Below are 14,176 nucleotides of genomic sequence, written 5' to 3' on the forward strand. Positions count from 1 at the left end.
CGTTCTATTTTTAGATAATTTTCTTACGCAAGTATCCAGAAATAAGATCGATTAAGGTAACCATGACAATTATCCCTAAGAGGATAATGCCTACACGATTCCAGTTTCTGGAGGTTAGGGCGAAAATAAGCGGAGTACCTATTCCGCCGGCTCCAATGACACCAAGAATGGTTGCTGACCGAACATTAATTTCAAAACGATAGAGAGTATAGGATAGAAATCCGGGAATAACCTGAGGGAGTACCGCAAACCATAGGATTTGGAAACGGTTAGCCCCTGTTGCTAATAAAGCCTCGGCAGGGCCTAGGTCCATATTTTCAATTTCCTCAGAGAATAGCTTTCCTAGCATCCCAATGGAATGGAGCCCTAATGCTAATACGCCGGCAAATGATCCTGGACCAACTGCTTTAATAAACATGATGGCCATCACGAGCTCAGGAAATGTTCGAATGAAACTAAGAGAAAATTTCCCCGTGCCTGAAAGGGTATGCCCTTTGCTCATGTTGCGAGCAGCCCAAAAGGAAAAAGGAATGCATAATAGAGCAGAAATAAATGTACCTAAAACCGCAATCGCTAGCGTATCGAGTAAGCCGTGAAGTAAATCTTCCCCGCCGGGCTCAGATACAAAACTCCAATCTGGGTGAAAAAGTCCGTTAAAAATAGCTTTAGATATTTGCCCAGCCGTTGGTTTTATTTCGGGAACCCCCATACCGGCAAAGGCCCAAATGTAAATAAGAGCGAGGACAAGATAAACACTCCAGAGCCCAATGCGATTTTTCTTACGTCTAGGAATCTTTCTAGTTGCTGTGTTCATAATAACTTCTCCCGTAATTTCGTACTGATATAGTCAATGATTAACACGACAACTAATGTATAGACAATGATGGAGCTTGCTTTATCGTATTCAAGAAATCCGAGCGTTTTATTGTAAAATAATCCAATTCCGCCTGCACCAACAAGTCCTAATACGGCAGCTGCCCGTACATTAATTTCAAACGTGTATAATACATAGGAAATAAAATGGGCTTGTATTTGGGGAATGATCCCAAACACAATAAGTTGAATTTTATTCGCTCCGACTGAAATCATCGCTTCGAGCGGCCCAGGGTCGATGGATTCAATCGATTCATAGGTTAATTTTGCAATTAAACCAATCGAAAAAACGGTTAATGCCAAAATACCAGGTAACGCTCCGAGTCCAAAGATTGCAACAAAAATGGAGGCTAGTAGTAAATCAGGAACAGTCCGAATTAAATTTAGGATGAAACGTGCCGGATAAAAGATCCATGAATTTTGAACAATATTACTAGCTGAAAAAAGAGCAACTGGAATTGAAATAATCGCGCCAAACGTCGTTCCGATCACAGCCATCCGAATCGTTTCCAGCATCGCCCCGGTTATTTTATCAAAATAACTCCAGTTGGGAGGAATCATTTGTGTTAACAAATCCAACATATTGGGAAATCCAATTATGAACTCGCTTAAGGATGACTCGGTATTCACAGAACTTCCCCAAAGAAGTAAGAGGACTAGTATGGCTGTCAGATATCCTTTTATTTTACTGGGAGGTTGAGGTACCCCTTTTTTCTGCGCTTGAATCATAGAACTGCCGCTCCTAATAACTCGTCTTTATGAATGGGACGGCCATAAATTTCAGAAAATGTTTCATCCGTTGCCCATGCTACAGGTCCATCAAAAACAACCTCGCCAGCTCGCATCCCAATAATTCTTGTCGCATATTCTTTGGCTAGATCAACGTGATGAAGGTTCACGATGGTGGTAATCCCTAATTCCTTGTTGATTCTTCTTAAGTCATCCATTACCTGTTTTGTTGTTAGAGGATCCAGAGAAGCTACCGGTTCATCGGCCAATATTATTTTTGCTTCTTGAGCTAACGCGCGGGCAATGGAAACTCGCTGCTGCTGACCGCCTGATAACTGATCTGCCCGGGTATAAGCTTTATCTAAAATATTCACACGTTCGAGTGCATCAAAGGCTAGATTTTCATCTTCTTTAGGGAATAATCCGAAAACGGTTCGTAATGTGGAGTGATATCCCACTCGTCCGGATAATACATTTCTTAGTACAGTAGACCTCTTTACTAAATTAAAACTTTGAAAAATCATCCCGATATCGCGGCGAATTCTTCTTAAGGCGGCTCCTTTTGCATGTGTAATCGACTTGCCGTCAATTAAGATTTCTCCCTCGGAAATTTCTGCTAATCTATTTATTGAGCGTAGTAACGTTGACTTACCTGCACCAGATAATCCAACCACCACTACAAACTCACCATTTTCAATTTTTAAGTTAATATTACGTAATCCTTTCACACCGTTAGGATATGTCTTGGAGACATTTTTAAATTCAATCATTTCTTTACCAACTTTCTTCATTTGATATCAATCTGGTTGAGAACGAAAAGGAAATAGGTAAAAAAACCAAGCCAGTAAATGAAGACTTACTGGCTCGAATCATATTAACCATGGAAACTATTTATCTACTCTGTTTTTACTTTTTTAGCATAATCACGTACGATATCAAACACTTTATCGTCAGATGGTGTATAGCCTTCATGGGAGTATATATCTTTAATAATTTGGTGTCCTTCTGTATCTTTTCCGATTTCAACAAATGCATCTTGAATCTTTTTCACCCATTCTTCATTCATGTCTGTACGAACAGAAATGGTGTCATTAGGGATTTTTTCAGTGAACTTAAGTGCCTTTGTATCTTCAAATACTTTTGGATAATCCTTTTTTACGATATTACGGGCATCTTGGAAAATAACGGCTGCATCGACATCACCATTAAGAAGGGCAATGACAGCTTGGTCGTGACCTTTCACCGTTACTCCTTGAACATCTTTAATTGGATCAATTCCGGCATCCAATAAAGAGGCTGCAGGCCATACATATCCAGCTGAAGAAGTTACGTCTTGGAAGGCAATCTTTTTACCTTTTAGGTCTTTAATATCATTGATGTTAGAATTTTTTTTCACAATAAACATGGATTTATAGAAGTCTACTAAATCTTGAGTAGGCTGACCCGTTTGATTATCTACGCCAAACCGCTGTGCTTGAAGTAACACGTTTGCTGCCCCTTTTTCATGCGCCAACACATAGGCAGTCGGCGGTAAGAAGCCGATATCTACTTTTTTGGAAGCCATTGCTTCAATGATTGTATTATAATCCGTGGAAACACTCACTTTTACAGGAATGCCTAGTTTATCACTTAATAGCTTTTCTAACGGTTTCGCTTTTGCTTCTAACGTATCAGCATTTTGTGATGGTACGAATTGGACGGTTAGAGTTTCAGGTGCATATGAAGCATTTTTAGCCGAAGCATCTTTTGAACTGCCGCAACCACTTAAAATGCCTGCTGCAAGAGTTAATGACATGCCGATTGCTGCTAATCTTTTTCCTTTGAACATCTGTGAAACCTCCATGTAAAAAATTTTTATGATTACAAAAGGAATAGTACCATGATAGTGCAGCTGTTTTATGTTAAGAAACAGTAAACTTTGTAAATTATTGTTTGTTCATTTCGTTTTACTAGTATAATGATGTTGAATAAGCTGAAAGGAAGTTAGAAGATGCCGACTCCAGAAAAACGGTGTGAATTGGTGATTATCGAAACGAGTGATCTTCATGGAAATGTCTTCCCGATTAACTATGGAAATCATCAAGAAACGAACTCAGGAATTGCTAAGATTGCACAGCTCATTAACCAGGTGAAACAAAAGTATGATTACACATTTCTGATTGATAATGGAGATGTTATTCAAGGTACACCGTTAACTTATCACTACGCTAAATTCCTTCATGACAAAAAAAATCCAATGATCAGCATTCTAAATAGCCTAGATTATGATGCTGCGATAATTGGAAACCATGAGTTTAACTATGGAATGGGCTTGTTAAAAAAAGCAGTAAACGAATCCAATTTCCCTTGGCTTTCCGCCAATATTTTAAGTGAAGAAACAAACCAGCCATTATTTGGCAAGCCTTATTTGATCAAGGAATTTGATAATGGACTTAAGGTGGCTGTGCTGGGGGTAACAACCCATTACATTCCTAATTGGGAGAATCCAAGCCATATTGAAGGCTTACGTTTTGAAGATGCGCTGGAGACAACTAGGAAATGGGTCAAGTATTTGCAAGAACATGTGACATACGATTTCCTGATCGTTTCCTACCACGGAGGCTTTGAACGCGATTTGTTATCAGGGGAGCCTACCGAGTCATTAACCGGTGAAAACCAAGGCTATCGGTTGTGCCATGAAATTGATGGAATAGATGTTTTGCTTACGGGCCACCAGCATCGGCAAATTAAGGAACATATCAATGGCGTAACCGTCATTCAGCCGGGATTTAATGGGCAGGCATTAGGTAAGGCTGTAATCCAATTTCAATTTGAAGATGGTAAGTGGAAGGTTGTAGAAAAAATTGCTGAGATCGTACCAGTGGAAGATACCACCGAACCTGTCAAAAATGTCTTAGAGCTAGCAGAAGAATACGAAAGGCAAACCCAGAAATGGCTAGATCAGCCGATTGGGAAAATTGAAGGAGATTTGACGGTTGATAATGCCTTTGCTGTAAGGGTAAAGGATCACCCATTAATTGAATTCATTAATAACGTCCAAATGGACGCAGCAGATGTGGATATATCAAGCACTGCTCTGTTTCACAACCAATCGCCGGGATTCTCTCAACATGTCACGATGAGAGATATCGTTTCAAATTATATTTATCCGAATACCTTAAAGGTCATCCGTATTTCCGGGCAGGATATAAAGGATGCTTTGGAAAAATGCGCCACCTATTTTGTCGTTGATGAAAATCATGAACTAAACGTAAATCCTGCGTTTGTTGAGCCGAAGCCCCAACATTACAATTATGATATGTGGGAAGGAATCGAATACGAATTAAATATCTCAAAGCCCTTCGGATCCCGTGTCGTCAAACTTAACTATCATGGGAAGCCAATCAACCTTTCAGATCAATACGATGTCGTGATGAATAACTATCGAGCTGGAGGCGGAGGAGACTACGAGATGTTCAAAGATAAACCAGTAATCAAAGAAATTCAGACAGACATGACCGAACTATTAGCCAACTACTTTTTAACAAGAAAAGCAGTATCGGCAAGCTGTAATAATAATTGGAAAGTAACTTTCTAAGGAACGAGGGGACAGTCCCAATTTGAATAAAAGAGCTTGGAATATTGACTTTTCCAAGCTCTTTGTTGGTTCATATGATATTTTCACTTTTTTTATTTAAAACTTTTACCTCGCCTTCTCCACCAATTATGATGGTGTTTGTCATTCCGATGAAGAGACCAGTTTCTACTACCCCTAATAGAAGCTTTAATTGATTATGCAGCTCTTCGGGATTAGGGATGGTCTGGAACTGACAATCTAAAATGTAGTTTCCGTTATTTGTAACGAAGACTTTCTCTTCCCGTTTTCTTAAATGCAGAGTGGCGCCGAGCAGCGCAATCCTTTTGGCGGTCACTTCCCAGCCAAAGGGGACAACTTCAATCGGGAGGGGGAAACCACCTAAGGTTGTGACCATTTTTGATTCATCGGCTATAATAATTAGCTTCTTCGCATTGGCACCGACAAGCTTTTCACGTAAGAGAGCTCCGCCGCCGCCCTTGATCAAGTTGAAATTGTTGTCAATTTCATCGGCCCCGTCAATCGCTATATCCAGACAATCTACTTGGGAGAAATCGGTTAACGGAATATTAAATTCCTTGGCCCAGTCTTCTGTTTGTAAAGATGTAGGTATTCCTTTAATAGTAAGCCCCTGTTCGACTAACTCGCCCAATTTTTTCAATAGCCAATAAACGGTTGAACCAGAACCTAAGCCAATCGTCATTCCATCCATAATAAATTCTGCTGCTTTCTCACCAGCAGCTTTTTTTCTTTCATCTATCGAGTTTAAGTTTAACAAAGGAGTCACCTCACTCTTTTTTTCAATAATAGCATATGTTGTATTTTCCTTAAAATCTATCACACCTACTACAGCAGGTTGAGGGTCATTATTCCTTCTCTTTTTTGTGCCCATTAGTGAGACGGACGGCCAAGAAACGTTCCCCATGCTTTGCTTGACGAGGTGAAACCATTCTTGTTATTCTATCTAATTAAGTGGATTGGTAACCATCCCCTTAAAAATCAACTAAATTCCACTTGAATCATGGAGGTTTATATTGCATGTTCTATTTTCTAAAAAGAATAGTCTCTAAACATACAATCATTCTAGTAGTTTGTTTTGCCGCCTCTATGTGGTTTGTTTATCACAATCATTCATTTTATGAACGTTCAATCGCCAAAGTTATCGAAACAAAAGTTGAAGATAGCACTGAAACAATGGATAGGTACAATAATGAGGATCGACTTTTTACTCAGGGCATCATTGCGGAAATAAAAAATGGCCCCCAAAAAGGACAGACTATCCATTTAACAAATCAATATTCCTCATCCGGAGCTTATGATCACGAATATAAGGTTGGCACCGAACTTTTTGTTTCGATAGAAAAGGCGGGAAAGATAACCGGGAAAATCCTAGACGTAAAACGAGATAAATACCTTCTGCTGGTCACATGGATGTTTATCTTTACATTACTGATAGTCGGAAAAAGGCAAGGGCTATTTTCAATTATTAGTTTAGCCGTCAATGCCTTGTTGTTGTCCTATGCCTTAGATGTTTATTTACACACTTCAGGGATAAGTTTGTTATGGATTTGCAGTATCAGTGTGATTGTATTTACGGTCATCTCGTTGTTACTCGTGAACGGCTTTAATGAAAAAACATATGCTGCCATTGTTGCCACGCTGCTAGGGACATGTATTTCGCTATTGATTACTTATAGTGTAATGTGGGTAACTTCAGAGCAGGGTTTACGCTATGAAGAAATGCAATTTATCGCGCGCCCATACAAAATGGTGTTTATGGCAGGGTTATTTATTGGATCACTAGGGGCCGTTATGGATGTGGCCATTACCATGTCTTCTTCCTTATTTGAGCTGTTTGAAAAAAATAAAAACATATCTGTAAAAGCACTAAAAACATCGGGAATGGAAATTGGAAAAGACATTATGGGCACGATGACCAACGTTTTGTTCTTTGCCTATGTCAGCGGCTCGATTCCAATGATTATTTTGTATTTGAAGAATGCATCTCCAGTAGGATTTACCCTTTCGATGAATTTATCGCTGGAATTGGCACGAGCACTAGCGGGAGGGATTGGAATTGTGTTAACGATTCCGATTGGTCTATACGTTACACTTTTTTTCCTATATAGAATGAGGGCTAAAGCATGAATGTACTTGTATGGTTGGGAATTATTTTGTTTATATTAATGAGATTGATTGGCGGGAAAAAAGGAACACGGTCCTTTTTGGCCATATTCCTCAATTTTGGTGTAGTGCTGATAAGTATTTTATTTTTGACCACTCCAAAGGTTAATCCGATTATTTTCATAGTGGTGGCATGTATTGTTATCAGTTGTATTAATCTATTTTATATTAATGAGGTGAATAGCAAAACAATAACAGCCTTTATTTCTACGCTGGTCACCATTGTTATTTTACTTTTGTTTATTGTGATCGTAGCGAAAAAGACGATGATTCAAGGGTTCGGAGAAGAAGAAGTCGAGGAGCTGAGTATATTTTCCCTCTATATTGGCGTCGATTTTGTTAAAATAGCTGCTGCCGTAATGATTATGGCTGCTATTGGCGCGATTACGGATACGGCAATTGCGATTTCCTCTCCAATGAGCGAAATCTTTCTTCATCATCCGACAATTAGCCGAAAAGAGTTATTCACTTCTGGAATAAGAATTGGCAGGGATATTTTAGGCACAAGTGCAAACACCATGTTTTTCGCCTTCTTTGGCGGCTACCTAGGATTACTTCTATGGTTTCAAGTGTTTTCCTATTCATTCGGAGAAATCGTCAATTCAAAAATATTTAACGCCGAAATGATCTCCATCCTATGTGCCGGAATCGGAATTTCACTTGTAATTCCCATTACCTCCTGGGTCACGGCCTTCATATTAGTAAAAGAATAAAGGGACGAGAGGGGGCACCTCGTCTTTGTCCAAACCAAAAAAGAAGCCTCACATTGAGGCTAAAGGGTATGTGCTATTTAATAGAATGTAAAGTCAATTGTTGACCTCTGTTTCCTTCAAGTGTTAAGGTTACGCTTTTCCTTGGTGGGTAAATAATTCATTTACCAGATTGCCGGAGGCTTTTGCTCCATATGTTTGGCCATCAGGCGTGATGAAACGAAAAGTTCCTTCAGGGTCTATTCCTCCTATTTGCGCCGCTACGATTATTCGATTCGGAGTAGCAACAGTTGTCGCAGGGATGTTGATTGTTTGGCCAATTTGCAACTTTGTTGGGTTTACTGTCGGATTTAATGCTTGAATGGCCGAGGCAGAGACCCCGATTGCTTGACCGACTTTTGTAAACGTATCACCGCTCTTAATCACATATACAGATGAACTTACTGGTGTGCTGTTGCTTTTAGAAGGCTCAGTATTTGTATTTGCCGGTTCATTATTCGTTAAATATGTCATATTAACAAACGCTTTTTTTCCACCCCACTGAATCTGAGCCCAACCATTGGAAGTTGATATCACAGACACTTGATCGTTTAATTTTAACGATCCTAGTACCTGACTGTTCGTAGAAGCAGCTTCTCTAACTCTCAACGATGTGGCAGTGACTACCATTGTTTTTGCTTGAGATTCAACTGCATGTTTTTGTGAAAGATAGTCAGCGCTGACAAAACAAACACGCCCCTTAATCAGAATCCCAGCCCAGCCGTTTTCTACGTATGCAACCTTTACAACATCCCCTTTTTTATAGGTTCCAATAATACTACTTGCAGTGGTTGGCTGCGAGCGAACATTAAGAGTAGTGGCGGTAACCGTTCTGTCCTCTACTTTTGGTAAAAGAATGGTTTTACCGTCAATGGAAAACGTAGTTCCTGAACTGCAGTGTCTTGTAAAATAAGCGACATGAGGACAGGTTCTCTTATCATCCCGAATGGAATAAAGTGGTCACTTTTTAAATGAGTCATTTTAGGGACAACTCTCGACGTTCTTTTCAGGCAATTTCTCTTGTGTGGTAGGAACAAAGAAAGATCTCAGAAAAACAAACAAGTACCTTTTCAACGAGGTACTTGTTTGTTTTCTATAGAGGGATTTGCATCCGGTTCACTAGATTTTAAGGAGGATGTGGAGTTTCTTATTACTGCGGAAAGTCCCTCCCCATGAAATTGGGGATTATTTTTCGCTTACATAGTTTATTTGATATAGGGAAAGATACCCCAATGACACCAGTAGGAGGAAGAGATATGACGAAGAATCATGAGGTTGGTTTGACATCAGCTGAAATAACAGGATTATGGTCCACCTATATAGGTGAATCAATGTCGATTTGCATGACCAAACATATGTTGAAATATTTGGAGGATGCCGACATAAAGCCCCTCTTGGAGGAGTCTTTAGCAGTGTCTCAAAAGCAAGTTAGTGAAATTCAAACGATCTTTATGAAAGAAAAGTTCCCGATTCCTAAGGGATTTACCGATGATGATTATAATTCCGATGCGCCAGCTTTATTTTTCAATTTATTGCCGCTAAGTTATGTTTATGGCATGAGTCGTTTATCTATTGTAAATTATGGAATGATGGTTACTGCAATGGCGCGAGAGGATGTGCGGTTGTTCATTTCTACATGCTTGAATTCGTCCCAGGACCTATTTAACAAGGCGATTACGATTATGCTGAAAAAGGGAATTTATGATCGCCCAGCTATGATACCTTATCCTGAAGGTATCGAATTTGCCAAAAATCGTGAAACTTTCTTGTCCAAATGGTTCGAACCACAAAGACCCCTTAATGTACAGGAGTTAACAGCTATTTTTTTCAATAGTGAAAGAAATTATTTTGGCTTGGTTTTTCTAACCGGGTTTATTCAGGTCGTAAAAGACGAGAGGATCAAGAAGTATTTGATAAAGGGGAAAAAATTAGCAGAAAAGCAAATTAAATTCTTAAATGATACACTAAGAAAGGATGATTTGCCTGTGGCATCTATGATTAATACGGAAATATCGATGTCCACCATCTCACCCTTTTCAGAAAAGCTGATTTTAAATTTGATTACAATGCTTAACTCAACAGCGTTAACCTTTTTAGGACATTCACTTTCCACATCTTCAAGAGCAGACTTGTCCGTTGAATATTCGAAACTTATGGTTGAGATTATGCAATATGGGAAAGAAGGAATGGATTTGCTGATTGAAAGGCAATGGTTCGAGGAGCCTCCCCATGCCCCCAATCGAAAAGAATTGGCGAAATAGGACGATGGTAGGACGAGGGGACGCTTCTCTCGCTTCATTTTTTAATTTGAAGCACAAGAATCCCCAAGCCTCGCGTCCCTCTGTTATTGAAGAGAATGTAAAGTCATTTGTTGACCTCTGTTACCTTCAAGTGTTAGTGTTACGTTTTTTCCTTGGTGGGTAAATAATTCATTAATCATGTTGCCTGAGGCTTTTGCCATATGAGTGTATCCATCAGGCGTGATGAAACGAAAAGTTCCCCCAGGGTCTACTCCACCTATTTGTGCTGTAACTGTTATTTGATTTGGAGTAGGGATGTTGATTGTTTGGCCAATTTTCAGTTTTGTTGGGTTTACTGTTGGATTTAATGCTTGAATGGCCGAGACTGTGACCCCAAATGTTTTACCGATTTTTGTAAACGTATCACCGCTCTTAATCACATACACTGTGCTGTTGGTTTTAGAGGATTCAACTTTTGTATTTGCCGGTGCGGTATTCGTTAAATAGGTTGCGCTAACAAACGCTTTTTTTCCGCCCCATTGAATCTGAGCCCAACCATTGGAGGTTGATGTCACAGCTACATGATCGTTTAATTTTAACGAACCTAGTATAGCACTGCTCGTAGAAGCAGCCTCTCTTACCCTTAACGATGAGGCAGTGACAACCATTGTTTTTGCTTGAGATTCAACTGCATGTTTTTGTAAAAGATAGTCAGCGCTGACAAAACAAACCCGGCCCTTGATCAGAATGCCGGCCCATCCGTTTTCTACGAATGCAACCTTGGCAACATCCCCTTTTTTATAGGTTCCAATAATACTACTTGCAGTGGTTGGCTGCGAGCGAACATTAAGTGTAGTGGCGGTAACTGATCTGTCTTCTACTTTTGGTAAAAGAATTTTTTTACCGTTAATGGAAGTAAGCCCATTGGCATCTAATATTTCCTGTGCAGTGACCCCATGTATCGCAGCGATTGTTTCAATTTTCTCACCGCTTTTTACTTGATATGTATATTCCTGAATAAATGCTGCATCCGCAGTGCTTGAATATAAGCCAAGCACAACGGTAAAAATGCCAGTCACTATCAGTTTTTTTACGACATTTTTTTGAATCCATTGGTTAACCTGTGAAACATAGGTATTCCAATCTGCTTTAATATCTTTTAAGAATCCTTTGACATCTAATACATTTCGAAGATCAAACTGTATGCTTTTATAATATTCACGTTTTTCCATCCTCGAAGTGAAAACCGGTACACTTTTTGTGTGCTTGCTTTTTCCGTAAGTTTCTTTTCTGCTTACTGTTAATTCACCATTTACTGTTAATTCCTTCGTCAAAATCATCAATTCTCCAATTCTCTCTTTTTAGTTATAAATAAGACCATGACTCAGATGATCTCCCCACTGTAATATTCGAAATGTTGGATCGTTTTCTGTCTTAAAATTGTAATAATTTGATTCCAGTGTCTGTCAATGGTTGATTGGGTTTTCCCCAACCCGAATCTTTTGTCGCAAACCCCATGAAAATTTAAAATATTATTATTTTTCCAAGCAAAGTTTTTATAGTATAACGTGTTTCGGACAAGGGGGATATAAAGAAGAATCCTTATAATGCACATGGTAAAAAATATTGATATATCAATATTTTTTACGGTTTTTCTAATATTTTTACTTTTCGGTTTCGCGTTCATATTCTCCCGGAACTGTGCTATTATCATTACGATTTTGGGATGACTTTTTTAAAAAATAATTGCCATGATGTTCGAAGGAATCTCTCCAAGCTTTCATGCCTAAGGTAACATCGTGGGAAAATAATCGAGGGGTAGGATGGAAGTGAACACGATGGGTTTGGAGCAAAGTGAGAACCGGGATATCTTGGTGGAAATCAGAGAACTGAAAAGCAGGCTGAATGAACTGTATCGGCAAAATGGTCCGGCAAGTTCTGATTATATTTCACTGTCATTAAAGCTGAATTATTTAATGAAGGAATTTTTTGAGGTAAATCTTTAAGTACTTTGGAGGTTCAACCGACAATCTGAGGGGGATGGAAAGTCCCCTCAGACTGTCGGTTGAACTTTATCCATTTTATCGCTAGAAAAGGTCTTACTATTTATCGCGCCCGTAACATCTGCATTCTTTGGTTGAATAGTGATGGATAGGATAGAGTCCCGAGCATGATGCTTGTGACGGCTGCGGTGGTTAAGAGCAAGAATAAAATGAGCAATTGGAATTGCACGGCTTGAATCGGATCGGCCCCGCCGATGATTTGGCCGCTCATCATGCCCGGGAGCTGGACGAGCCCAATGGTTTTTTGGCTTTCAATTGTCGGAATCATGCTTGCTTTAATGGAAGTGATCAGCTGGGTGTTGATGGCCTGTTTGGGTGTTCCGCCAAGGGACAGGATGAGTTCCGTTTCATCCTGTCGTGATTCTATCTCGGCAGAAAACCGGTTAAGGAACAAAATGGCGAGGACCATGGAGTTGCCAATGACCATACCGCTGAGTGGGATGATATATTGGGCAGACCGCGGCGTTATGTTGAAGCCAAGTATAATTCCTTGCGTCAGTACTTCAATAAAAATCAAGGTAACTGCCACTTTCCATGTGATGCCTTTAATCACACTTCCTTTTTTTCTAGCATTTAGTGTGGCTGCGCCAATCATGACCATTACCATCAGTAGTATATAAAGAGGGCTATCCGCTTCGAAGATGAATTGAAGAATATAGCCGACCGCAAACAGCTGGATGATGGAACGTATGGTTGCAATCAGCGTGTCTTTTTCCAGCCCTAGATGGAGTGTTTTTGATAAAAAAAGCGGAATTAGGACGAAAACAAGCGCGATGGATAGTGCGAGATAACTCATTGTCCTTCCCCTTTCACAAAACGTTTCACTTTTTCATTAACCGGCGCCTTCAGCAGGCTGCTTTCCCCCGTTTCAATCACTTCCCCACCCATCATCACCCAGGTGTATGCCCCGATTGTCAACGCCTGCTCCAAATTATGAGTAATCCAGATGATGGTCGTGTTGAATTTCCGGTTTATTTTTACAATCAATGCTTCGATTTCCTTCTGGGATGCCAGGTCGAGCGAAGACGTAATTTCATCGAGCAAAATGACGCGGGGACGGTTAACCAGTGTACGGGCAATCGAAACCTTTTGGCGTTGACCGCCCGATAGATCTTTACTATTTCGGTGCAAAAATGATGCATCCAGGCCTACATCGGTCAATAAATTTCGCGCTTCTTCCTCCGCTAGTTGTTTCCCCTGCAGCACCATGGGCAAAGCCAGATTTTTGAGTACGCTGCCGCTGATCATTGGTGCACTTTGCAGCGCCATTCCCACATAGCGCCGCAATTGGACCGGTTCGTAGCTATCGATGTTTTGCTCATTAATAAAAATTTCTCCTGAATCAGGCGACAGCAGCCCGTTGCATAGTTTAAGCAGTGTCGTCTTTCCAGCTCCTGATGGCCCGACCAAAGTGGTGATTTTGCCTTCAAGAAACGAACCGGTAATATCTTTTAAAATCGGCTGATTGTCAACGGAATAATGCACATCCCGAAAATGGACAGCCGGTTTATGGTCCAATGACATCATTTTCACTTCTTTCCATGCTCCTTTTGGGAATGAATTATATCATAGATGTTCCCTAATCCCCTATCCCAATTTATTATCCCACCAATGTAGGTTTTCTGAGAGGTAAAATGATTGCCATTAATGAATTTTTAGTAAAAAATATTATAAAATTTTAAAATTGTGTAAAATTTTATGAAATTTCTATCATTATTATCTGAAGGCTTGTACAATAGATTTGAAAGATCATAAACTCTTGAA

At 39.8% G+C, this 14,176-nt stretch carries 14 protein-coding genes and 1 pseudogene; 5 read left to right on the forward strand and 10 right to left on the reverse strand.

The annotated features are described in order from the left end of the window. Positions 1–10: 10 nt before the first annotated feature. The 4 genes from phnE (AA980_RS18060) to AA980_RS18075 all read right to left on the reverse strand — a co-directional run bounded on the left by phnE (AA980_RS18060) (position 11) and on the right by AA980_RS18075 (position 3,397). Positions 11–814 carry a phosphonate ABC transporter, permease protein PhnE gene (gene phnE, locus AA980_RS18060; RefSeq protein WP_024028810.1) on the reverse strand — a complete coding sequence of 268 codons (804 nt, stop codon included), beginning with the start codon at positions 812–814 and terminating at the stop codon, positions 11–13. Beyond that, positions 811–1,602 carry a phosphonate ABC transporter, permease protein PhnE gene (phnE, locus tag AA980_RS18065; RefSeq protein WP_024028809.1) on the reverse strand — a complete coding sequence of 264 codons (792 nt, stop codon included), beginning with the start codon at positions 1,600–1,602 and terminating at the stop codon, positions 811–813. Before phnE (AA980_RS18065) ends, phnE (AA980_RS18060) begins: the two co-directional genes overlap by 4 nt. Next, a complete protein-coding gene (gene phnC / locus AA980_RS18070) occupies positions 1,599–2,372 on the reverse strand; it encodes a phosphonate ABC transporter ATP-binding protein (RefSeq protein ID WP_024028808.1) in 774 nt (257 codons plus the stop codon). Before phnC ends, phnE (AA980_RS18065) begins: the two co-directional genes overlap by 4 nt. A gap of 125 nt (positions 2,373–2,497) precedes the next feature. After that, on the reverse strand, positions 2,498–3,397 hold the full coding sequence (locus AA980_RS18075) for a phosphate/phosphite/phosphonate ABC transporter substrate-binding protein (protein WP_407937470.1): 900 nt from the start codon (positions 3,395–3,397) through the stop codon (positions 2,498–2,500). 195 nt (positions 3,398–3,592) lie between these two features. On the opposite strand from AA980_RS18075, the gene AA980_RS18080 reads away from it, so the two are divergent. Next, positions 3,593–5,179: a bifunctional metallophosphatase/5'-nucleotidase gene (locus AA980_RS18080; protein ID WP_047771803.1), complete on the forward strand. Its 1,587-nt coding sequence runs from the start codon at positions 3,593–3,595 to the stop codon at positions 5,177–5,179. Between the two features lie 70 nt (positions 5,180–5,249). Here the strand turns inward: AA980_RS18080 and rpiA are convergent, their stop codons facing one another. Next, positions 5,250–5,954 carry a ribose-5-phosphate isomerase RpiA gene (gene rpiA, locus AA980_RS18085; protein WP_268926622.1) on the reverse strand — a complete coding sequence of 235 codons (705 nt, stop codon included), beginning with the start codon at positions 5,952–5,954 and terminating at the stop codon, positions 5,250–5,252. A 260-nt stretch (positions 5,955–6,214) separates the two neighbouring features. Between rpiA and AA980_RS18090 the strand changes: the two genes are divergently transcribed. Together AA980_RS18090 and AA980_RS18095 are read left to right on the forward strand one after the other, a co-directional pair. After that, positions 6,215–7,324 carry a YibE/F family protein gene (locus AA980_RS18090; RefSeq protein WP_024027280.1) on the forward strand — a complete coding sequence of 370 codons (1,110 nt, stop codon included), beginning with the start codon at positions 6,215–6,217 and terminating at the stop codon, positions 7,322–7,324. Further along, positions 7,321–8,073: a YibE/F family protein gene (locus AA980_RS18095; protein ID WP_024027281.1), complete on the forward strand. Its 753-nt coding sequence runs from the start codon at positions 7,321–7,323 to the stop codon at positions 8,071–8,073. Before AA980_RS18090 ends, AA980_RS18095 begins: the two co-directional genes overlap by 4 nt. A gap of 129 nt (positions 8,074–8,202) precedes the next feature. Here the strand turns inward: AA980_RS18095 and AA980_RS25875 are convergent, their stop codons facing one another. Next, on the reverse strand, positions 8,203–8,718 hold the full coding sequence (locus AA980_RS25875; RefSeq protein WP_024027282.1) for an SH3 domain-containing protein: 516 nt from the start codon (positions 8,716–8,718) through the stop codon (positions 8,203–8,205). Between the two features lie 66 nt (positions 8,719–8,784). Beyond that, positions 8,785–9,057: pseudogene (locus tag AA980_RS28280) on the reverse strand (SH3 domain-containing protein); the annotation flags it as partial. A gap of 308 nt (positions 9,058–9,365) precedes the next feature. Between AA980_RS28280 and AA980_RS18105 the strand changes: the two are divergent. Continuing rightward, complete coding sequence (locus AA980_RS18105; protein ID WP_024027283.1) at positions 9,366–10,370, forward strand: DUF3231 family protein; 1,005 nt, start codon at positions 9,366–9,368, stop codon at positions 10,368–10,370. Between the two features lie 83 nt (positions 10,371–10,453). On the opposite strand, the gene AA980_RS18110 is transcribed toward AA980_RS18105, so the two are convergent. Further along, complete coding sequence (locus tag AA980_RS18110; protein WP_047771806.1) at positions 10,454–11,689, reverse strand: SH3 domain-containing protein; 1,236 nt, start codon at positions 11,687–11,689, stop codon at positions 10,454–10,456. Positions 11,690–12,178: 489 nt separating this feature from the next. On the opposite strand from AA980_RS18110, the gene AA980_RS27285 reads away from it, so the two are divergent. Continuing rightward, complete coding sequence (locus tag AA980_RS27285) at positions 12,179–12,355, forward strand: hypothetical protein (protein ID WP_156351157.1); 177 nt, start codon at positions 12,179–12,181, stop codon at positions 12,353–12,355. A 100-nt stretch (positions 12,356–12,455) separates the two neighbouring features. Here AA980_RS27285 and AA980_RS18120 read toward each other — a convergent pair whose 3' ends face one another. Together AA980_RS18120 and AA980_RS18125 are read right to left on the reverse strand one after the other, a co-directional pair. Continuing rightward, positions 12,456–13,208, reverse strand: a complete 753-nt coding sequence (locus AA980_RS18120) for an ABC transporter permease (protein ID WP_024026787.1) — start codon at positions 13,206–13,208, stop codon at positions 12,456–12,458. Next, complete coding sequence (locus tag AA980_RS18125; protein ID WP_034723162.1) at positions 13,205–13,936, reverse strand: ABC transporter ATP-binding protein; 732 nt, start codon at positions 13,934–13,936, stop codon at positions 13,205–13,207. Before AA980_RS18125 ends, AA980_RS18120 begins: the two co-directional genes overlap by 4 nt. Positions 13,937–14,176 lie beyond the last annotated feature (240 nt).

The sequence above is a fragment of the Neobacillus vireti genome (genome assembly GCF_001026695.1).
Classification (GTDB): Bacteria; Bacillota; Bacilli; order Bacillales; family Cytobacillaceae; genus Neobacillus; species Neobacillus vireti.